The sequence below is a fragment of the Bradyrhizobium sp. 62B genome, from assembly GCF_030272265.2.
Lineage (GTDB): Bacteria > Pseudomonadota > Alphaproteobacteria > Rhizobiales > Xanthobacteraceae > Bradyrhizobium.
Genome location: NZ_CP092841.2, coordinates 6,692,554 through 6,707,917, shown reverse-complemented (window position 1 = coordinate 6,707,917; position 15,364 = coordinate 6,692,554). Strand labels below are relative to the sequence as shown.

At 65.5% G+C, this 15,364-nt stretch carries 14 protein-coding genes; 12 read left to right on the top strand and 2 right to left on the bottom strand.

Translation table 11 applies throughout. The features are described from left to right. Window positions 1-5: 5 nt before the first annotated feature. Window positions 6-1,601: an ABC transporter substrate-binding protein gene (locus tag ML401_RS32150; protein ID WP_285808063.1), complete on the bottom strand. Its 1,596-nt coding sequence runs from the start codon at window positions 1,599-1,601 to the stop codon at window positions 6-8. 200 nt (window positions 1,602-1,801) lie between these two features. Between ML401_RS32150 and ML401_RS32145 the strand changes: the two genes are divergently transcribed. The 12 genes from ML401_RS32145 (at window position 1,802) to ML401_RS32090 (ending at window position 14,794) form a co-directional block, all read left to right on the top strand. Continuing rightward, entirely contained in the window at window positions 1,802-3,460 is a 1,659-nt protein-coding gene (locus ML401_RS32145) for an ABC transporter substrate-binding protein (protein WP_285808061.1), read from the top strand. A gap of 197 nt (window positions 3,461-3,657) precedes the next feature. Next, window positions 3,658-4,611: an ABC transporter permease gene (locus ML401_RS32140; RefSeq protein WP_211415768.1), complete on the top strand. Its 954-nt coding sequence runs from the start codon at window positions 3,658-3,660 to the stop codon at window positions 4,609-4,611. Window position 4,612: 1 nt separating this feature from the next. Further along, window positions 4,613-5,515 carry an ABC transporter permease gene (locus tag ML401_RS32135; RefSeq protein WP_194404589.1) on the top strand — a complete coding sequence of 301 codons (903 nt, stop codon included), beginning with the start codon at window positions 4,613-4,615 and terminating at the stop codon, window positions 5,513-5,515. A gap of 2 nt (window positions 5,516-5,517) precedes the next feature. Then, window positions 5,518-6,579: an ABC transporter ATP-binding protein gene (locus ML401_RS32130; RefSeq protein ID WP_285808059.1), complete on the top strand. Its 1,062-nt coding sequence runs from the start codon at window positions 5,518-5,520 to the stop codon at window positions 6,577-6,579. Next, window positions 6,576-6,773 carry a hypothetical protein gene (locus ML401_RS32125; RefSeq protein WP_211415770.1) on the top strand — a complete coding sequence of 66 codons (198 nt, stop codon included), beginning with the start codon at window positions 6,576-6,578 and terminating at the stop codon, window positions 6,771-6,773. Before ML401_RS32130 ends, ML401_RS32125 begins: the two co-directional genes overlap by 4 nt. Next, a complete protein-coding gene (locus ML401_RS32120) occupies window positions 6,770-8,185 on the top strand; it encodes an amidase (protein WP_285808058.1) in 1,416 nt (471 codons plus the stop codon). The genes ML401_RS32125 and ML401_RS32120 overlap by 4 nt, the downstream gene beginning before the upstream one ends. Then, on the top strand, window positions 8,182-9,159 hold the full coding sequence (locus ML401_RS32115) for an ABC transporter ATP-binding protein (RefSeq protein WP_259217747.1): 978 nt from the start codon (window positions 8,182-8,184) through the stop codon (window positions 9,157-9,159). The genes ML401_RS32120 and ML401_RS32115 overlap by 4 nt, the downstream gene beginning before the upstream one ends. Before the next feature lie 113 nt (window positions 9,160-9,272). Further along, entirely contained in the window at window positions 9,273-9,542 is a 270-nt protein-coding gene (locus ML401_RS32110) for a GlsB/YeaQ/YmgE family stress response membrane protein (protein ID WP_194404584.1), read from the top strand. A gap of 260 nt (window positions 9,543-9,802) precedes the next feature. Continuing rightward, window positions 9,803-11,551: a type I secretion system permease/ATPase gene (locus ML401_RS32105; RefSeq protein WP_194404583.1), complete on the top strand. Its 1,749-nt coding sequence runs from the start codon at window positions 9,803-9,805 to the stop codon at window positions 11,549-11,551. Continuing rightward, on the top strand, window positions 11,548-12,882 hold the full coding sequence (locus ML401_RS32100) for an HlyD family type I secretion periplasmic adaptor subunit (protein WP_211415772.1): 1,335 nt from the start codon (window positions 11,548-11,550) through the stop codon (window positions 12,880-12,882). Before ML401_RS32105 ends, ML401_RS32100 begins: the two co-directional genes overlap by 4 nt. A gap of 87 nt (window positions 12,883-12,969) precedes the next feature. After that, window positions 12,970-14,439 (top strand): AMP nucleosidase, encoded by a 1,470-nt coding sequence (locus tag ML401_RS32095; protein WP_285808057.1) that lies wholly within the window; start codon window positions 12,970-12,972, stop codon window positions 14,437-14,439. Between the two features lie 58 nt (window positions 14,440-14,497). Then, window positions 14,498-14,794, top strand: a complete 297-nt coding sequence (locus ML401_RS32090; protein ID WP_246776362.1) for a DUF1488 family protein — start codon at window positions 14,498-14,500, stop codon at window positions 14,792-14,794. Window positions 14,795-14,850: 56 nt separating this feature from the next. On the opposite strand, the gene ML401_RS32085 is transcribed toward ML401_RS32090, so the two are convergent. Continuing rightward, window positions 14,851-15,333: a CinA family protein gene (locus ML401_RS32085; protein ID WP_285808055.1), complete on the bottom strand. Its 483-nt coding sequence runs from the start codon at window positions 15,331-15,333 to the stop codon at window positions 14,851-14,853. Window positions 15,334-15,364: the final 31 nt, after the last annotated feature.

Sequence of the window (15,364 nt, the reverse complement as noted above, 5' to 3'; positions counted from 1 at the left end):
CGCCTTCACTCCATCCCGATCGTGGTCAGATCCTGAAACCAGTGCTGGGCCTGCACGAATTGCTTCACCTTCGGCGACAGCGCGTGCGGGTTGGTGTCGTGGACGACCCAGACCAGCGCGGCATCGTCGACGATCAAAGCGTGCGCCTGCGCCAGCAGCTCGTCCTGCTTGGCGGCATTGAAGGTCTGCTTGGCCTCGTCGATCAGCGCGTCGACTTTCGGGTTCTTGTAGCCGCCCCAGTTGACGCCCACGGGCGCGATCTGGCCGGAATGGAAGAAGCGGACGATGGCGTAGAGCGGGTCCGAGGTGACATAGGCGATGTTGTTGGCGGTGATGCCGGCGTTGATCTCGTCGGCCGCGCCCTTGCGCCAATGCGTGTAGAGCGTCTCGAGCTCGACCACCTTGAAGTCGATGTCGATGCCGATCTCCTTGAAGCTCTGCTGCAGGAATTCGTTCATCGGCAGAGACAGCATCTGGCCGGTGCCGCCTTGCGCGATGATGAAGGTGGCCTTCAGCGGCTTCGCCTTGGAGTAGCCGGCTTCCTCGACGAGCTTCTTCGCGGCGGCGAGGTCGTATTTCAGCTCGAAGCTCGGCTTGCCGAACCACGGGCTGGACGGGTCAACCTGTCCTTTCGCCGGCTTCGCCAAGCCATTCATCAGCCCGACCACCGCATCGCGATCGATCGCAAGGTTCAGCGCCTTGCGCAGGCGGATGTCGGTCCAGGGCGAGCCCGGCAGCACGGACAGGTGATAATTCCAGACATGCGGCGTGACGTTGTCGACGAGCTTCATGCCGGCGGCTTTGAGCTGCGGCACCGCGTCCGGTGCCGGCGTCTCGATCAGATCGACCTGGCCCGCGAGCAGCGCATTGGTGCGCGTCAGCGCTTCCGGCATCGGCACCAGCACGATCTTGTCGGCCTTGGGAATGCGCTTCTTGTTCCAATAGTCAGGATTCTTGCTGAGCTCGGCAAGCTCGCGCGGTACGAGTTTTGTCAGCTTGAACGGCCCGGTACCGGAGGGCTGGCTGGCGAACTTGTCCCAATCCTTGCCGAGCTTGTCGTACTGCGCGGGGCTCGACACCAGAAACCACAGCATCTGATAGGGGAAGAAGGAATCGACCGTCTTGGTGGTGATCTCCACCGTGAAATCGTCGATCCTGGCGTAGCTGGCGACGGAGGGCAGGCGGGTCTTCACCTGCGCGCTCTGCCGCTTGTCGAATTGCGGCGCCTTGTCGTTGAGCACCTTGTCCAGATTCCAGATCACCGCATCGGCATTGAACGCGCTGCCGTCGTGAAAGGTCACGCCCTTGCGCAGCGTGAAGCGCCACTTGGTCTTGTCCTCGTCATCCACCTTCCACTCGGTCGCAAGCCCCGGCACCAGCTTGCCGGGCCGGTCGACGACGTCCATCTCCCAGGCGACCAGCGGATCGTAGATCGTGTAAGCCGTGAACTGATAGGCGCCGGCACCGCGATCGGGTTGACCCGTGGTCAGCGGAATGTCCGCCATCGAGATGCCGTAGCGCACCACGGTTTCGGCACGCGTCGAGATTGCGGACGACGCCAGCGCAAGCACGGCGAGACAAATCGATAGACGGATACGCATGGCCTAGAGCTCCCAGGGGATTTGCGGGAGCGAACCTGCAATCTTGATGCCAGAATAGGCAGCGCGGCGCGTACACCCGCCTTCGGCACACAAGGACTTGTCGTCGCAGGGCCAAATTGCAGAATAAGTTTCTCTCTGGCATAGCCATTGCATACGATTGCATCAAAAATAGTCATCGAAGCCGGAAAAGGATTGAGGCGATGCTTACGAAGAAGAACACACGCGCGGCATTGATCGCGGTGCTCGCTCTAACGACTGCGGCCGCCTGGCCGCGTGCGGTCAGCGCGGAGACCGTGCTGCGCATCGGCATGACCGCTGCCGATATTCCGCGCACGCTGGGCCAGCCCGATCAGGGTTTTGAAGGCAATCGCTTCACCGGCCTCACCATGTACGACGCGCTCACCGGCTGGGACCTGTCGTCTGCCGACAAAGCAAGCGTGGTGATCCCCGGCCTTGCCACCGAGTGGAAGGTCGACGATGCCGACAAGACCAAGTGGATCTTCAAGCTGCGTCCCGGCGTGACCTTCCACGACGGCACGCCGTTCAACGCGGATGCGGTGGTGTGGAACGTCGAGAAGGTCTTGAAGCAGGATGCGCCGCAATTCGACGCCAGCCAGGTCGGCGTCACGGCCTCGCGCATGCCGACGCTGGCCTCGGCGAAGAAGATCGACGACATGACGGTCGAGCTCACCACCAAGGAGCCCGACAGCTTCCTGCCGATCAACCTCACCAATTTGTTCATGGCGAGCCCGGCGAAGTGGCAGCACTTCTACGACAAGGCGGAAGGCGCCGACGCCAAGGCGAAGTCGCAGGCGGCCTGGACCGCGTTTGCCAAGGACGCCGCCGGCACCGGTCCGTGGAAAATGGCGAGCTTCACGCCGCGCGAGCGGCTCGAGCTTGTGAAGAACGCGAGCTATTGGGACAAGGCACGCGTGCCCAAGGTCGACAAGATGGTGCTGCTGCCGATGCCGGAAGCCAACGCGCGCACCGCGGCGCTGCTCTCCGGGCAGGTCGATTGGGTTGAGGCACCGGCGCCGGACGCGCTGCCCGAGCTCAAGCAGCGCGGCTTCAAGCTCTACGCCAATGAGCAGCCGCATGTCTGGCCCTGGCAATTCTCGCGCGTCGAGGGCTCGCCCTGGAACGACATCCGCGTGCGCAAGGCGGCGAATCTCTGCATCGATCGCGAAGGCCTCAAGGACGGCCTGCTTGCCGGACTGATGGTGCCCGCGACCGGCACCTTCGAGCCCGGTCATCCCTGGCGCGGCAAGCCGAGCTTCGAGATCAAATACGACAAGGCCGCCGCCCAGAAGCTGATGCAGGAAGCGGGCTTCGGCCCAAACAAGAAGCTGACGGTGAAGACGCAGACCTCGGCCTCCGGCTCCGGCCAGATGCAGCCGCTGGCGATGAACGAATATCTGCAGCAGGCGCTCGCCGAATGCTATTTCGACGTGAAGCTTGACGTCATCGAGTGGAACACGCTGTTCACCAACTGGCGCCGCGGCGCCAAGGATCCCAGCGCCAACGGCTCGAACGCCACCAACGTCACCTATGCCGCGATGGACCCGTTCTTCGCGCTGGTGCGCTTCCTGCAGTCGGGCATGGCGCCGCCGGTCTCGAACAATTGGGGCTTCATCAACAATCCCAAGTTCGATGAGCTGGTGAAGAAGGCGCGGCAGACCTTCGACCCCGCCGCGCGCGACGCCGCGCTCGCCGAGCTGCACGCGGCCTCCGTCGACGACGCCGCCTTCCTCTACGTCGCCCACGACGTCGGCCCGCGCGCGATGAGCCCGAAGGTCACAGGCGTCGTGCAGCCGAAGAGCTGGTTCATCGACTTCTCGCCGGTGTCGATCGCGCAGTAATCTAGCGGCTTGCGCGATGCACCCTCTCCCCTTGTGGGAGCGGGTGGCTTCGCAAAGCGAAGCCGGGTGAGGGGTCTCTCTCCGCTGGAGCAGACCCCTCGACCGTTGCAAGATCGTCCGCGGAGACAACCCCTCATCCGGCGCGCTAAGTGCGCGCCACCTTCTCCCACAAGGGGAGAAGGAAGAAAGAACCAAACGTGCTCGCCTATATCGCCAGACGCATCGTCTATGTCGTCCCGATCGTCATCAGCGTCGCGCTGGTGTGTTTCCTGCTCGTGCACATCACGCCGGGCGATCCGCTCGTTGCGGTGCTCCCCGCAGATGCCTCGCAGGAGCTCGCCGCGCAGCTGCGCACAGCCTATGGCTTCGACCGCCCGCTGCCGGTGCAGTTCGGGCTTTGGCTGCTCCGTGCCCTGCATGGCGATCTCGGCAATTCCATCGCTACCGGGCGCCCCGTTCTGGCCGAGGTCATGCGCGCGGTCGGCAACACCGTGACGCTCGCGATCGCGGCCGCCATCATCGGCTTCACGATGGGCATCCTGCTCGGCCTGATCGCCGGCTATTTCCGCGAGACTTGGATCGACAAGGTCGCGACCTCCTTCGCCATCGCCGGCGTGTCGGTGCCGCATTACTGGCTCGGCATGCTGCTCGTCATCATCTTCTCGGTGCAGCTCAACTGGCTCCCCGCGGTCGGCGCCGGGCCCAACGGCTCCAACTCCTGGGCGTGGGACTGGGCCCATCTGAAATATCTGGTGCTGCCGGCGATCACGACCTCGGTGATTCCCATGGGCATCGTCACCCGCACCGTGCGCGCACTCACCGGCGACATCCTCAGCCAGGATTTTGTCGAGGCCTTGCGCGCCAAGGGGCTGCACGAGCGCGGCGTGTTCCGCCACGTCATCAAGAACGCCGCGCCGACCGCGCTGGCGGTGATGGGGCTCCAGCTCGGCTACATGCTGGGCGGCTCCATCCTGATCGAGACCGTGTTCTCATGGCCGGGCTCGGGCTTCCTGCTCAACTCCGCGATTTTCCAGCGCGATCTGCCGCTGCTCCAGGGCACGATCCTGATCCTCGCGCTGTTCTTCGTCTTCCTCAATCTCCTGGTCGACATCGCGCAAGCCGCGATCGACCCGCGCATCAAGCGGGGCTGAGATGAGCGAGCTTCCGCTAATCGCCACCACTGACGCCGCTCTGCAGGCCGCGCCTGCGACCAAGGCGCGGGGCTATTGGGCGACCGTCGGCCGCCGCATCGCCCGCGACAAGGTCAGCATGGCCTGCGCGCTGGTGCTGCTGCTGATCTTCCTCTCGGCGATCCTCGCGCCGTGGCTGGGCCTCGAGGACCCCTACAAGGGCTCGATGATCCGCCGCCTGCGCCACATTGGCACGCCGGGTTATCCGCTCGGCACTGACGAGCTCGGCCGCGACATGCTGGCGCGGCTGGTCTATGGCGGCCGGCTGTCGCTGGTGATCGGCATCCTGCCCGTGATCCTCGCTTTCGGCATCGGCACCTCGCTCGGCCTCGTCGCCGGTTATGTCGGCGGCAAGCTCAACACCGCGATCATGCGCACGATCGACGTGTTTTATGCGTTCCCCTCGGTGTTGCTGGCGATCGCGATCTCCGGCGCATTGGGCGCCGGCATCCTCAACTCCATCGTGTCGCTGACCGTCGTGTTCGTGCCGCAGATCACCCGCGTCGCCGAAAGCGTCACGACAGGCGTCCGCAACATGGATTTCGTCGAAGCCGCGCGCGCCTCGGGTGCCGGGCCCTTCACCATCATGCGCGTGCACATCCTCGGCAACGTGCTGGGTTCGATCTTCGTCTACGCTACGAGCCTGATCTCGGTTTCGATGATCCTGGCGGCGGGTCTGTCCTTCCTCGGCCTCGGCACCAAGCCGCCGGAGCCGGAATGGGGCCTGATGCTGAACACCTTGCGCACCGCGATCTATGTCAATCCGTGGGTCGCCGCGCTTCCGGGCGCGATGATCTTCGCGGTGTCGATCTGCTTCAACCTGCTCTCGGACGGCCTGCGCAGCGCCATGGACATCAGGAACTAGCCATGAGCGAGAGCAACGCATCTGTCTCCATGCTGGAGCCGGTCGAAGACCGCGGCGGCGCCGCGCAGCCGCTGCTGCAGGTCAACGGGCTGACCAAGCATTTTCCCGTGCGCGGCGGGCTGTTCGCCGCCAAACGCACCGTGCGCGCCGTCGACAATGTCTCCTTTGCCGTCGCCAAGGGCGAGACCGTCGGCATCGTCGGTGAATCCGGTTGCGGCAAGTCGACCACCGCGCGGCTCCTGATGCACCTGATGCCGCGCGATACCGGCGACATCATCTATGACGGCATGACCGTGGGTCAGTCGCTGAGCTTGCGCGAGCTGCGGCGCGGCATGCAGATGGTGTTCCAGGATTCCTACGCCTCGCTCAATCCGCGCCTCACGATCGAAGATTCCATCGCCTTTGGCCCAAAAGTCCACGGCATGGCCGACGGCGCGGCACGCACCTTCGCGCGCGAGCTGCTCGGTAAGGTGGGCTTACGCCCCGAAAACTTCGCCAACCGCTATCCGCACGAGATCTCCGGCGGCCAGCGCCAGCGCGTCAACATCGCGCGGGCGCTGGCGCTGTCGCCGCGATTGGTGATCCTGGATGAAGCCGTCTCCGCGCTCGACAAATCTGTCGAGGCGCAGGTGCTCAATCTGCTCGCCGATCTCAAGCGCGAGTTCGGACTGACTTATCTCTTCATCAGCCACGACCTCAACGTCGTCCGATACATTAGCGACCGCGTGCTGGTGATGTATCTCGGCGAAGTTGTCGAGCTCGGGCCGGTCGATCAGGTCTGGGATAGCCCTGCGCATCCCTATACGCGCGCGCTACTTGCTGCGATGCCGTCCTCCGACCCTGACAGGCGCACCGAGACGCCGCCGATCACGGGCGATCCGCCCAATCCGATCGATCCGCCCTCGGGTTGCCGCTTCCACACCCGTTGCCCGTTTGCGGAGCCGCTCTGCGCAAATGCGACACCAAAGCTCACCGCGCTCGATAGAATGGGCCACGAGGCCGCGTGCTACATGGCGATACCGGGTTCAGGCCATAGCCGCGCGCCCAGGGAGACAACCGCATGACGAGACCGACACCGAAAGAGATCAGGCCGATGGCGCAGATCGCCGGCGTGCCCGTGGACGACGAGGTCGCAACCCGCATCTCCAACTCGATAGGGCCTGCCTTCGAAGGCTTTGCGGCCATCGCCGGCACGCTGCCGTTCGACCTCGAGCCCGCGCTCTATCCGATCGCGCAGACGCAAAAGGTGTCGAAATGAGCCTTGAGCCAGCCTTCATGACGCTCACCGAGGTCGCACGTGCGATCGCGATGAAGCAGGTCTCTTCGCATGAGGTGACGCGCGCACTGCTGCACCGCATCGGGCAATGGCAGCCGCATCTCAACGCCTTCATGTCGGTCGATGCGGAGGCTGCGCTGAAGGCGGCCGAGGCCGCCGACGCCGAGCTTGCCAAGGGCAAGGTCCGCGGTCCCCTTCATGGCGTGCCGCTTGCGCACAAGGACATGTATTACGACGCGGGCCACGTCGCGACCTGCGGCTCGCTGATCCGCCGCGACTTCGTGCCGACCGTGACCTCCACCGCCTTGCAGCGGCTGAAGGACGCCGGCCAGATCCGCTTGGGCACGCTGCATCTCGCCGAATTCGCCTATGGCCCGACCGGCCACAACGCGCATTACGGTCCGGTGCGCAATCCCTGGAACGTTGCGCATATCACCGGTGGCTCGTCCTCGGGCTCCGGCTCGGCGGTCGCGGCGCGCCTGACCTATGCGGCGCTCGGCTCGGACACCGGCGGCTCGATCCGCATGCCCGCGCATTTCTGCGGCGTCACCGGCCTCAAGACCACGTGGAGCCGGGTCAGTCGCGCCGGTGCAATGCCGCTGTCGCAATCGCTCGACACGGTCGGCCCGCTGGCCCGCACCGCCGAGGATTGCGCGCTGTTGCTGGCGCTGATGGCCGGCGCTGACCCCGCCGATTCCACCTGCAGCCACGAGCCGCTGTCGGACTACGTCGCTGCCACCAAGGGCTCGTTGAAGGGCCTCAAGATCGGCGTGCCCGCCTCGTTCTATGTCGACGATCTCGACGCCGAGGTCGCGCGCGTGCTCGACGAGACCATCGCGGTGCTCAAGCGCGAGGGCGCCGACATCGTCAAGGTCGAGCTGCCCGATCAGCGGCAATTGTCCTCGGCGAGCCAGCTCGTGCTCGCCGCGGAAGCGGCCGCCTTCCACAAGCGCTGGATGATCGAGCGTCCGCAGGATTATGGCCCGCAGGTCCTGATGCGGCTGCAGAACGGCCTCGCCGTTCCCGCCATCACCTATCTCGAAGCGATGCGCTGGCGCGGTCCGGCCCTGGCTGCGCACCATGCTGCCACCGCGGGTGTCGATGCGGTGATCGCGCCGGCCTCGCCGGTACCGGCGCCGACGATCGAGGAGAGCGATGTCGGCGGCGGACCGAACGCGCCGGCGCTATTGCAGCGGCTGACGCTGTTCACCCGCCCGGTGAACTTCCTGGGCCTGCCGTCGCTCACCGTGCCCTCGGGCTTCACCCGAAGCGGTCTTCCGATCGGCATGCAGCTGATCGGCCGTTCCTTCGACGAAGCGACCCTGCTCACCATCGGCGCGGCCTTCCAGCGCGTCACCGACTATCACGATCGATTGCCGAAGCTGCCGTCATGACCAAGCTCGTCGAGATCTCAGGCCTCAACATTCGCTTCACCGGTGAGCGCACGGTCTATGCGGTGAACGATCTCAGCCTGTCGCTGGGTGATGGCGAGGTGCTGGGGCTGCTCGGCGAGTCCGGTTCGGGCAAGAGCGTGACCTTGCGGGCCCTGATGCGGCTGTTGCCGAAGAAACGCACGCAGATTTCGGGCAAGGTCAACGTGATGGGCCGCGACGTGCTCGCCATGAACGACGAGCAGCTGTCGTCGTTCCGCGGCCAGACCGTCTCGATGATCTTCCAGGAGCCCGCGCTCGCGCTCGATCCGGTCTACACGATCGGCACGCAGATCGCCGAAAGCGTGGTGCGCCACGAGGGCAAAAGCTACGCCGAGGGCAGGGCACGCGCGCTGGAAATGCTCGAAGTCGTGCGCATTCCCTCGGCGAAGCGGCGGCTCGATGCCTATCCGCACGAAATGTCCGGCGGCATGCGCCAGCGCGCGATGATCGCGCTGGCGCTGGCCTGCCGGCCAAAAATCCTGCTGGCGGACGAGCCGACCACGGCGCTCGATGCCACCGTGCAGATCCAGATCCTTCTGTTGCTGCGCGAATTGCAGCGTGAGTTCGGGATGTCCGTGATCTTCGTCACCCACGACATCGGCGTTGCCATCGAGATCTGCGACCGTGTCGCGGTGATGTATGCCGGCCAGATCGTGGAGCAGGGGACCCTTCGCGATATCGTCCGTTCCCCGGTGCATCCCTATGCCAAGGGCCTGCTTGCCTCGACCGTTCACGGTGCGAAGCGGGGACAGCGCCTCGAAACCATCCCCGGCACGCCGCCCTCGCTGGCCGAAAAGCCGCACAACTGCTCCTTCGCCCCCCGCTGCAAGCTCGCCGAGCCGCGTTGCCTGGAGCAGTTGCCTGCCAATGTGGAGGTCGGGCCGGGCCGGGCGGCGCGATGTGTGCTGGCGGAGCCCGTCACCGCGGTGTCATAGTTTCGGATGAGGTGAACCAAGGTCGCGGCAACGGGAGCCTCATCCTGCCATTCACACCCCATTCATCCCGGTTCCCGTTCCATGCCGGGCATTGAAGGAGAGGGATCTCAACGATGCACATTTCAAACGAAGGCCTGCTCGTCATCCTGTTCGTCGGCCTCGTCGCTGGCTGGCTTGCCGGCAAGATCGTGCGGGGCGCCGGGTTCGGCATTATCGGCGACATCGTGATCGGCATCTGCGGTGCGCTGGTGGCGAGCCTTCTGTTTCCGAAGCTGGGTATTCGTCTCGGCACGGGCCTGGTCTCCGAGATTGTCTACTCCGCCATCGGCGCGGTGATCCTGCTGCTCGTGGTGCGGCTGGTGCGGGGTGGCGGCCGGCTCTAGCAGCCGCCCGGTTCGATCGATCGGAACTTGCCGCCTCTCAGAGCTGGGGAGAGGCGGCGGTCGCTGCACCAAAAAGCCGCAAAGACTGTGAAATACCGGACTTGCGCGACGGGCCATCAGGGGTAGATGTGGCCTCGGGGGTTCTGGATGAATTCGGCCCGCGTTGGACGCAGCGCCAACATGATGTTAATCCGGGGCGAGTAGCCTGAATTGCCCGTGAAATCAGGGGCTTTGCCCCCCAGCCGAAAGAGATCAGACTGATGGCAGCCGGTCCTGGCGTCCGCCGTTCAGAGCTCGGTGACGCCTTGCGCGCCTGTCGCACGGCGTTCATCGGCGTCGGCCTGATGAGCTGCATGATCAACCTGCTCTATCTGACCGGGTCGATCTTCATGCTGGAGGTTTACGACCGGGTGCTGCCGAGCCGCAGCATTCCCACCCTGGTCGGCCTCATCATCCTCGCCAGCTTCCTCTACATGGCGCAGGGCGTGCTCGACATGATCCGCAACCGGATCCTGGGGCGGATCGGCACCGCGCTGGATGAGGCGCTCAACAAGCGCGTGTTCGACACCGTCGTGCGGCTGCCGCTGCTGGTCGGCAGTCGCAACGAAGGCCTCCAGCCGCTGCGCGATCTCGACAATGTCCGCTCCTTCCTCGGCGGCATGGGCCCGAGCGCGTTCTTCGACCTGCCCTGGCTGCCGCTCTATCTCGCCATCTGCTTCGCCTTCCACGTCATGATCGGCGTCACCGCTCTGGTCGGCGCCATCATCCTGGTCGGCCTGACGCTGGTCACCGAGTTCATGTCCCGCCAGCCGGCGAAGGAGGCGATGGGCCTTGCCGCCCAGCGCAACGATCTCGCCCAGGCCAGCCGCCGCAACGCCGAAGTCATGGTGTCGATGGGCATGGCCGGCCGGATGAACGCGCGCTGGAGCGAGGCCAACGAAAAATACCTCGCGGGCAATCAGCGCGCCAGCGACGTCGCCGGCGGCCTCGGTGCGGTCGCGAAGGTGCTGCGCATGATGCTGCAATCGGCCGTGCTCGCGGTCGGTGCCTATCTCGTCATCCACCAGGAGGCGACGGCCGGCATCATCATCGCCGGCTCGATCCTCTCCGCCCGCGCGCTGGCGCCGGTCGATCTCGCCATTGCGCACTGGAAATCCTTCGTTGCGGCGCGCCAGAGCTGGCACCGCCTCACGCGCCTCCTCGAGCAGATGCCGGCGCAGACGATGCCGACCCAGCTGCAGGCGCCCACCAGCCGGCTCTCGGTCGAAGGCGTCGCCATGGTGCCGCCCGGCGATCAGCGCCTCATCGTGCAGGACATCACCTTCGCGCTCACCGCCGGCAACGGCCTCGGCGTGATCGGCCCGAGCGGTTCCGGCAAATCGTCGCTGATCCGTGCGCTGGTCGGGGTCTGGCAGCCGGTGCGCGGCAAGGTGCGGCTCGACGGCGCGGCGCTCGATCAATGGTCGTCCGACGCGCTCGGCCGCCACATCGGCTATCTGCCGCAGGACGTCGAATTGTTCGGCGGCACCATCGCCCAGAACATCAGCCGGTTCGATCCCGAGGCGACGTCCGACGGCATCATCGCGGCGGCGAAGGAAGCCGGCGTGCACGAGATGATCATCAAGATGCGCGAGGGCTACAACACGCAAGTCGGCGAGCAGGGCACCGCGCTCTCGGCGGGCCAGGCGCAGCGCGTGGCCCTGGCGCGCGCGCTCTACGGCAATCCCTTCCTGATCGTGCTCGACGAACCCAACTCCAACCTCGACACCGAAGGCGATGAGGCGCTGACCCGCGCCGTGCGCGCCGCGCGCGAGCGCGGCGCCATCGTCATCGTGGTGGCGCACCGCCCGATCGGCGTCGAGGCGGTCGACCAGGTCCTGGTGCTGCGCGACGGCCGCATGCAGGCGTTCGGCCCGAAGGATCAGGTGCTCGCCCAGGTGCTGCAGCCGCGCGTGACGCCGCCGGCACCGATCAAGATCGTCAGCGAAGGCGGAGTGGCCAAACCATGAGCACGATGGCCATCGGCGGTCCGAAGCCCGCAGCGAAGAAGACCGTTCGGGACTCGATCAAGTTTCACCTCCTGCTCGGACTCGGCATCGTGCTGGTCCTGGTCGTCGGTCTCGGCGGCTGGGCGTCCACCGTGCTGATCTCGGGCGCGCTGATCGCGCCGGGGCAGATCGTGGTCGAATCCAACGTCAAGAAGGTGCAGCATCCGACCGGCGGTGTGGTCGGCGAGGTGCGCGCCCGCGACGGCGACCTGGTCAAGGCCGGTGACATCGTGGTGCGGCTCGACGACACCGTCACCAAGGCCAACCTTGCCATCGTCAGCAAGAATCTCGACGCCGCGCAGGCGCGCGCGGCGCGATTGCAGGCCGAGCAGCGCGGTGTCGACAGGATCGAATTTCCGCAAAGTCTGCTCGATCGCGCCAGCGATCCCGACGTTAAGCTGCTGCTCTCCGCCGAAACCAAGCTGTTCGACGTCCGCGTCAACGGCCGCGCAGGACAGAAGGCGCAGTTGCGCGAGCGCATCACGCAGCTCAACGAGGAGATCGCCGGTCTCAGCGCCCAGGAGAAGGCCAAGGACCAGGAGATCGCGCTGGTGCAGAACGAGCTCACCGGCGTGCGGGAGCTCTACGACAAGCGTCTGGTGCAGATCTCGCGCCTGACCCAGCTCGAACGCGACTCGGCGCGCCTCAACGGCGAGCGCGCGCAGTACATCGCCTCGCGCGCGCAGGCCAAGGGCAAGATCACCGAGACCGAGCTGCAGATCATCCAGGTCGACAAGGACGTGGTGAGCGAGGTCTCCAAGGATCTGCGCGAGACCAACGACAAGATCGGCGAGCTGATCGAGCGCAAGGTCGCGGCTGAAGACCAGCTTCGCCGCATCGACATCCGCGCGCCGCAGGACGGCATGGTGCTGCAATCGAATGTGCACACGGTTGGCGGCGTCGTCACCGCCGGCGACGCGCTCATGCTGATCGTGCCGCAGGCGGACGATCTCCAGGTCGAGGCCAAGGTCAACCCGGTCGACATCGACAAGCTCCAGATCGGCCAGAAGACGCTGCTGCGCCTCTCCGCCTTCAACCAGCGCACGACGCCCGAGCTCAATGGCCTCGTCAGCCGCGTCTCGCCCGACGTCACCACCGACCAGCGCACCGGCCAGAGCTACTACACCATCCGCGTCACGATGCCGGCCGAAGAGATCGCCCGCCTCGGCGACGTCAAGATGATTCCCGGCATGCCCGTGGAAGCCTTCGTCCAGACCGGCGACCGCACCATGCTGTCCTATCTGATGAAGCCGCTGCACGACCAGCTGATGCGGGCGTTCAGGGAGAAGTGACGCGCGAAAGCGCGTCCTCTCGCAATGACGATTTGGCCGCCAGTTTGCTATACTGGCATTGCAAACAGAAACCCGGCCGGTCGAACCATGCAATCTCTCCCCGCCATAGCCACCGAATCCTTCTCCAACGCATCCCTTGCCGTCGCCCGCCTCGAGGAGATCTACGAGCGCAACACAAAATTCCTGCGCGACCGGTTCGAGGCCTATGTCGGCGGTGAGGCGATCACGACGCGGGTGCGGGCCTATTATCCCTTCGTGCGCATCACCACCGCGACGCATGCGCGGCTGGATTCGCGTCTCGCCTACGGCTTCGTCGCCGGGCCCGGCGTGCATGAAACCAGCGTGACGCGGCCGGATCTGTTCCGCAGCTATCTCGTCGAGCAGATCGGACTCCTGATCCAGAATCACGGCGTGCCCGTCGAGATCGGTGAGTCCAACGAGCCGATCCCGATCCACTTCGCCTATCGCCGCGACATCAACATCGAGGCCGCCATCACTACCAGCGAGAACTCGCCCGTGACGCGATCGCTGCGCGATGCGTTCGACGTGCCTGATCTCTCGACCATGGACGATTCCATCGCCGACGGCACGTTCGAGCTCAAGCCCGGCGCGCCCGAGCCGCTGTCGCTGTTCCGCGCCGCCCGCATCGATTACTCGCTGCGCCGGCTCTATCATTACACCGGCACCGATCCCGAATATTTCCAGAACTTCGTCATCTTCACCAACTACCAGTTCTATGTCGACGCCTTTGCGCAGGCCTGCCAGGAGCGGCTCCAGTCCGGTGAGGCCGGCCTCGAATCCTTCGTCGCGCCAGGCAACATCATCATGCGCAATGGCGGCGCCATCAGCGGCACCGCGCCTATTCGCGCACCGCAAATGCCGGCCTTCCATCTGGTCGCGCCGCACTACCGCGGCATCACCCTGATCAACATCGGCACGGGCCCATCCAACGCGCGCAACGTCACCGACCACGTCGCCGTGCTGCGCCCGCATGCCTGGTTGATGCTCGGCCATTGCGCGGGCCTGCGCAACACGCAGCGGCTTGGCGACTACGTGCTCGCGCACGGCTACGTGCGCGAGGATCACGTGCTCGACCGCGAGCTGCCGCTATGGGTGCCGATCCCGGCGCTGGCCGAGATGCAGGTCGCGCTCGAAGAGGCGGTCGAGGACGTCACCGGCCTCGAAGGTTTCGAGCTCAAGCGCCTGATGCGCACGGGGACGGTGGCGAGCGTCGACAACCGCAATTGGGAGATCTCCGGACCCGAAGTGATCCGCCGCCTGTCGCAATCGCGCGCCGTTGCGCTCGACATGGAATCGGCCGCGATCGCCGCCAATGGCTACCGCTTCCGCGTGCCCTACGGCACGCTGCTCTGCGTCTCCGACAAGCCGCTGCACGGCGAGATCAAGCTCGCGGGCATGGCCAGCGAGTTTTACCGCCGCCGCGTCGGCCAGCATCTCGAGATCGGGCTGAAGGCGCTGGAGCGGCTCAAGCAGCAGGAATCGGAGCGGCTGCATTCGCGAAAGCTCCGCAGTTTCGCCGAAGTCGCGTTCCAGTAGGGCAAGATTGCTCTTTGCTGCTGACAATCGGAGCGATTTTCAGCATTGTCCGGCGGGGGTGCTCGACCGGGACGACTTGATGCCACTGACGCGCGACAAGATCATTGGCCATGACCTTGAACGGTTGGCCTTTCGCTTCACCATGCTGAACGACGGCGAGGCGGTGCAATGCCAGATCAGCGACGCGGCGATGGACGAGCTCGCGGGCATGCAGGGCACCGAAAGCAGCGCCCGCCAGGCGCAATTCCTGTCGCTGCGCGAGACCATCGAGCGGATCGCGTCGGATATCTATGACGAGGCGCCGCGAGTGCAGGGCTATGTGGTGCGGATCTTCATGCGGCATTTGGGGCGGTGACGTCGCCATACTCTCTGCTGTCATTCCCCGCGAAGGCGGGGAATCCCGCGCCAGCGTCACTCCCCCAGCTTCCTCAACAACAACCTCAGCGCCGTCGCCGCGAACATTTGCATGTTGCCGAACCGGTCGTTGTTGCCTGTCTCCAGCGTCATCACCTCTGACGCAGGCCCCGCAACCGCCATGCAGCTATGGCCGGCGGCATCGCCATAGCGGTTGCCGGTGGGGCCGGCGGCGCCGGTCTCGGACAGGCCCCAATCGCTGCCAAAGCGCGTTCGCATCCGCCCGGCCAGCAGCTGCGCGTAGGGCTCGGATGAAGAGCGAAAGCCCCTCATTCCTTCGTCCGAAATATCCATCAGCACGCGCCGGGCATCGCGGGTGTAGACCACCGCGCCGCCGAGGAAATAGGCGGACGCGCCGGGCACCGCGAGCAGGGTCGCCGCGATCAGGCCGCCGGTGGAGGATTCCGCCACCGCAATGGTCTGTTTGCGCGCGATCAGTTTGGCGGCAACCTGTTCCGCAATGCCGACGAGCTCTTTCATTCCTGAACCTCCGATGTCCCCGCAACCGAGC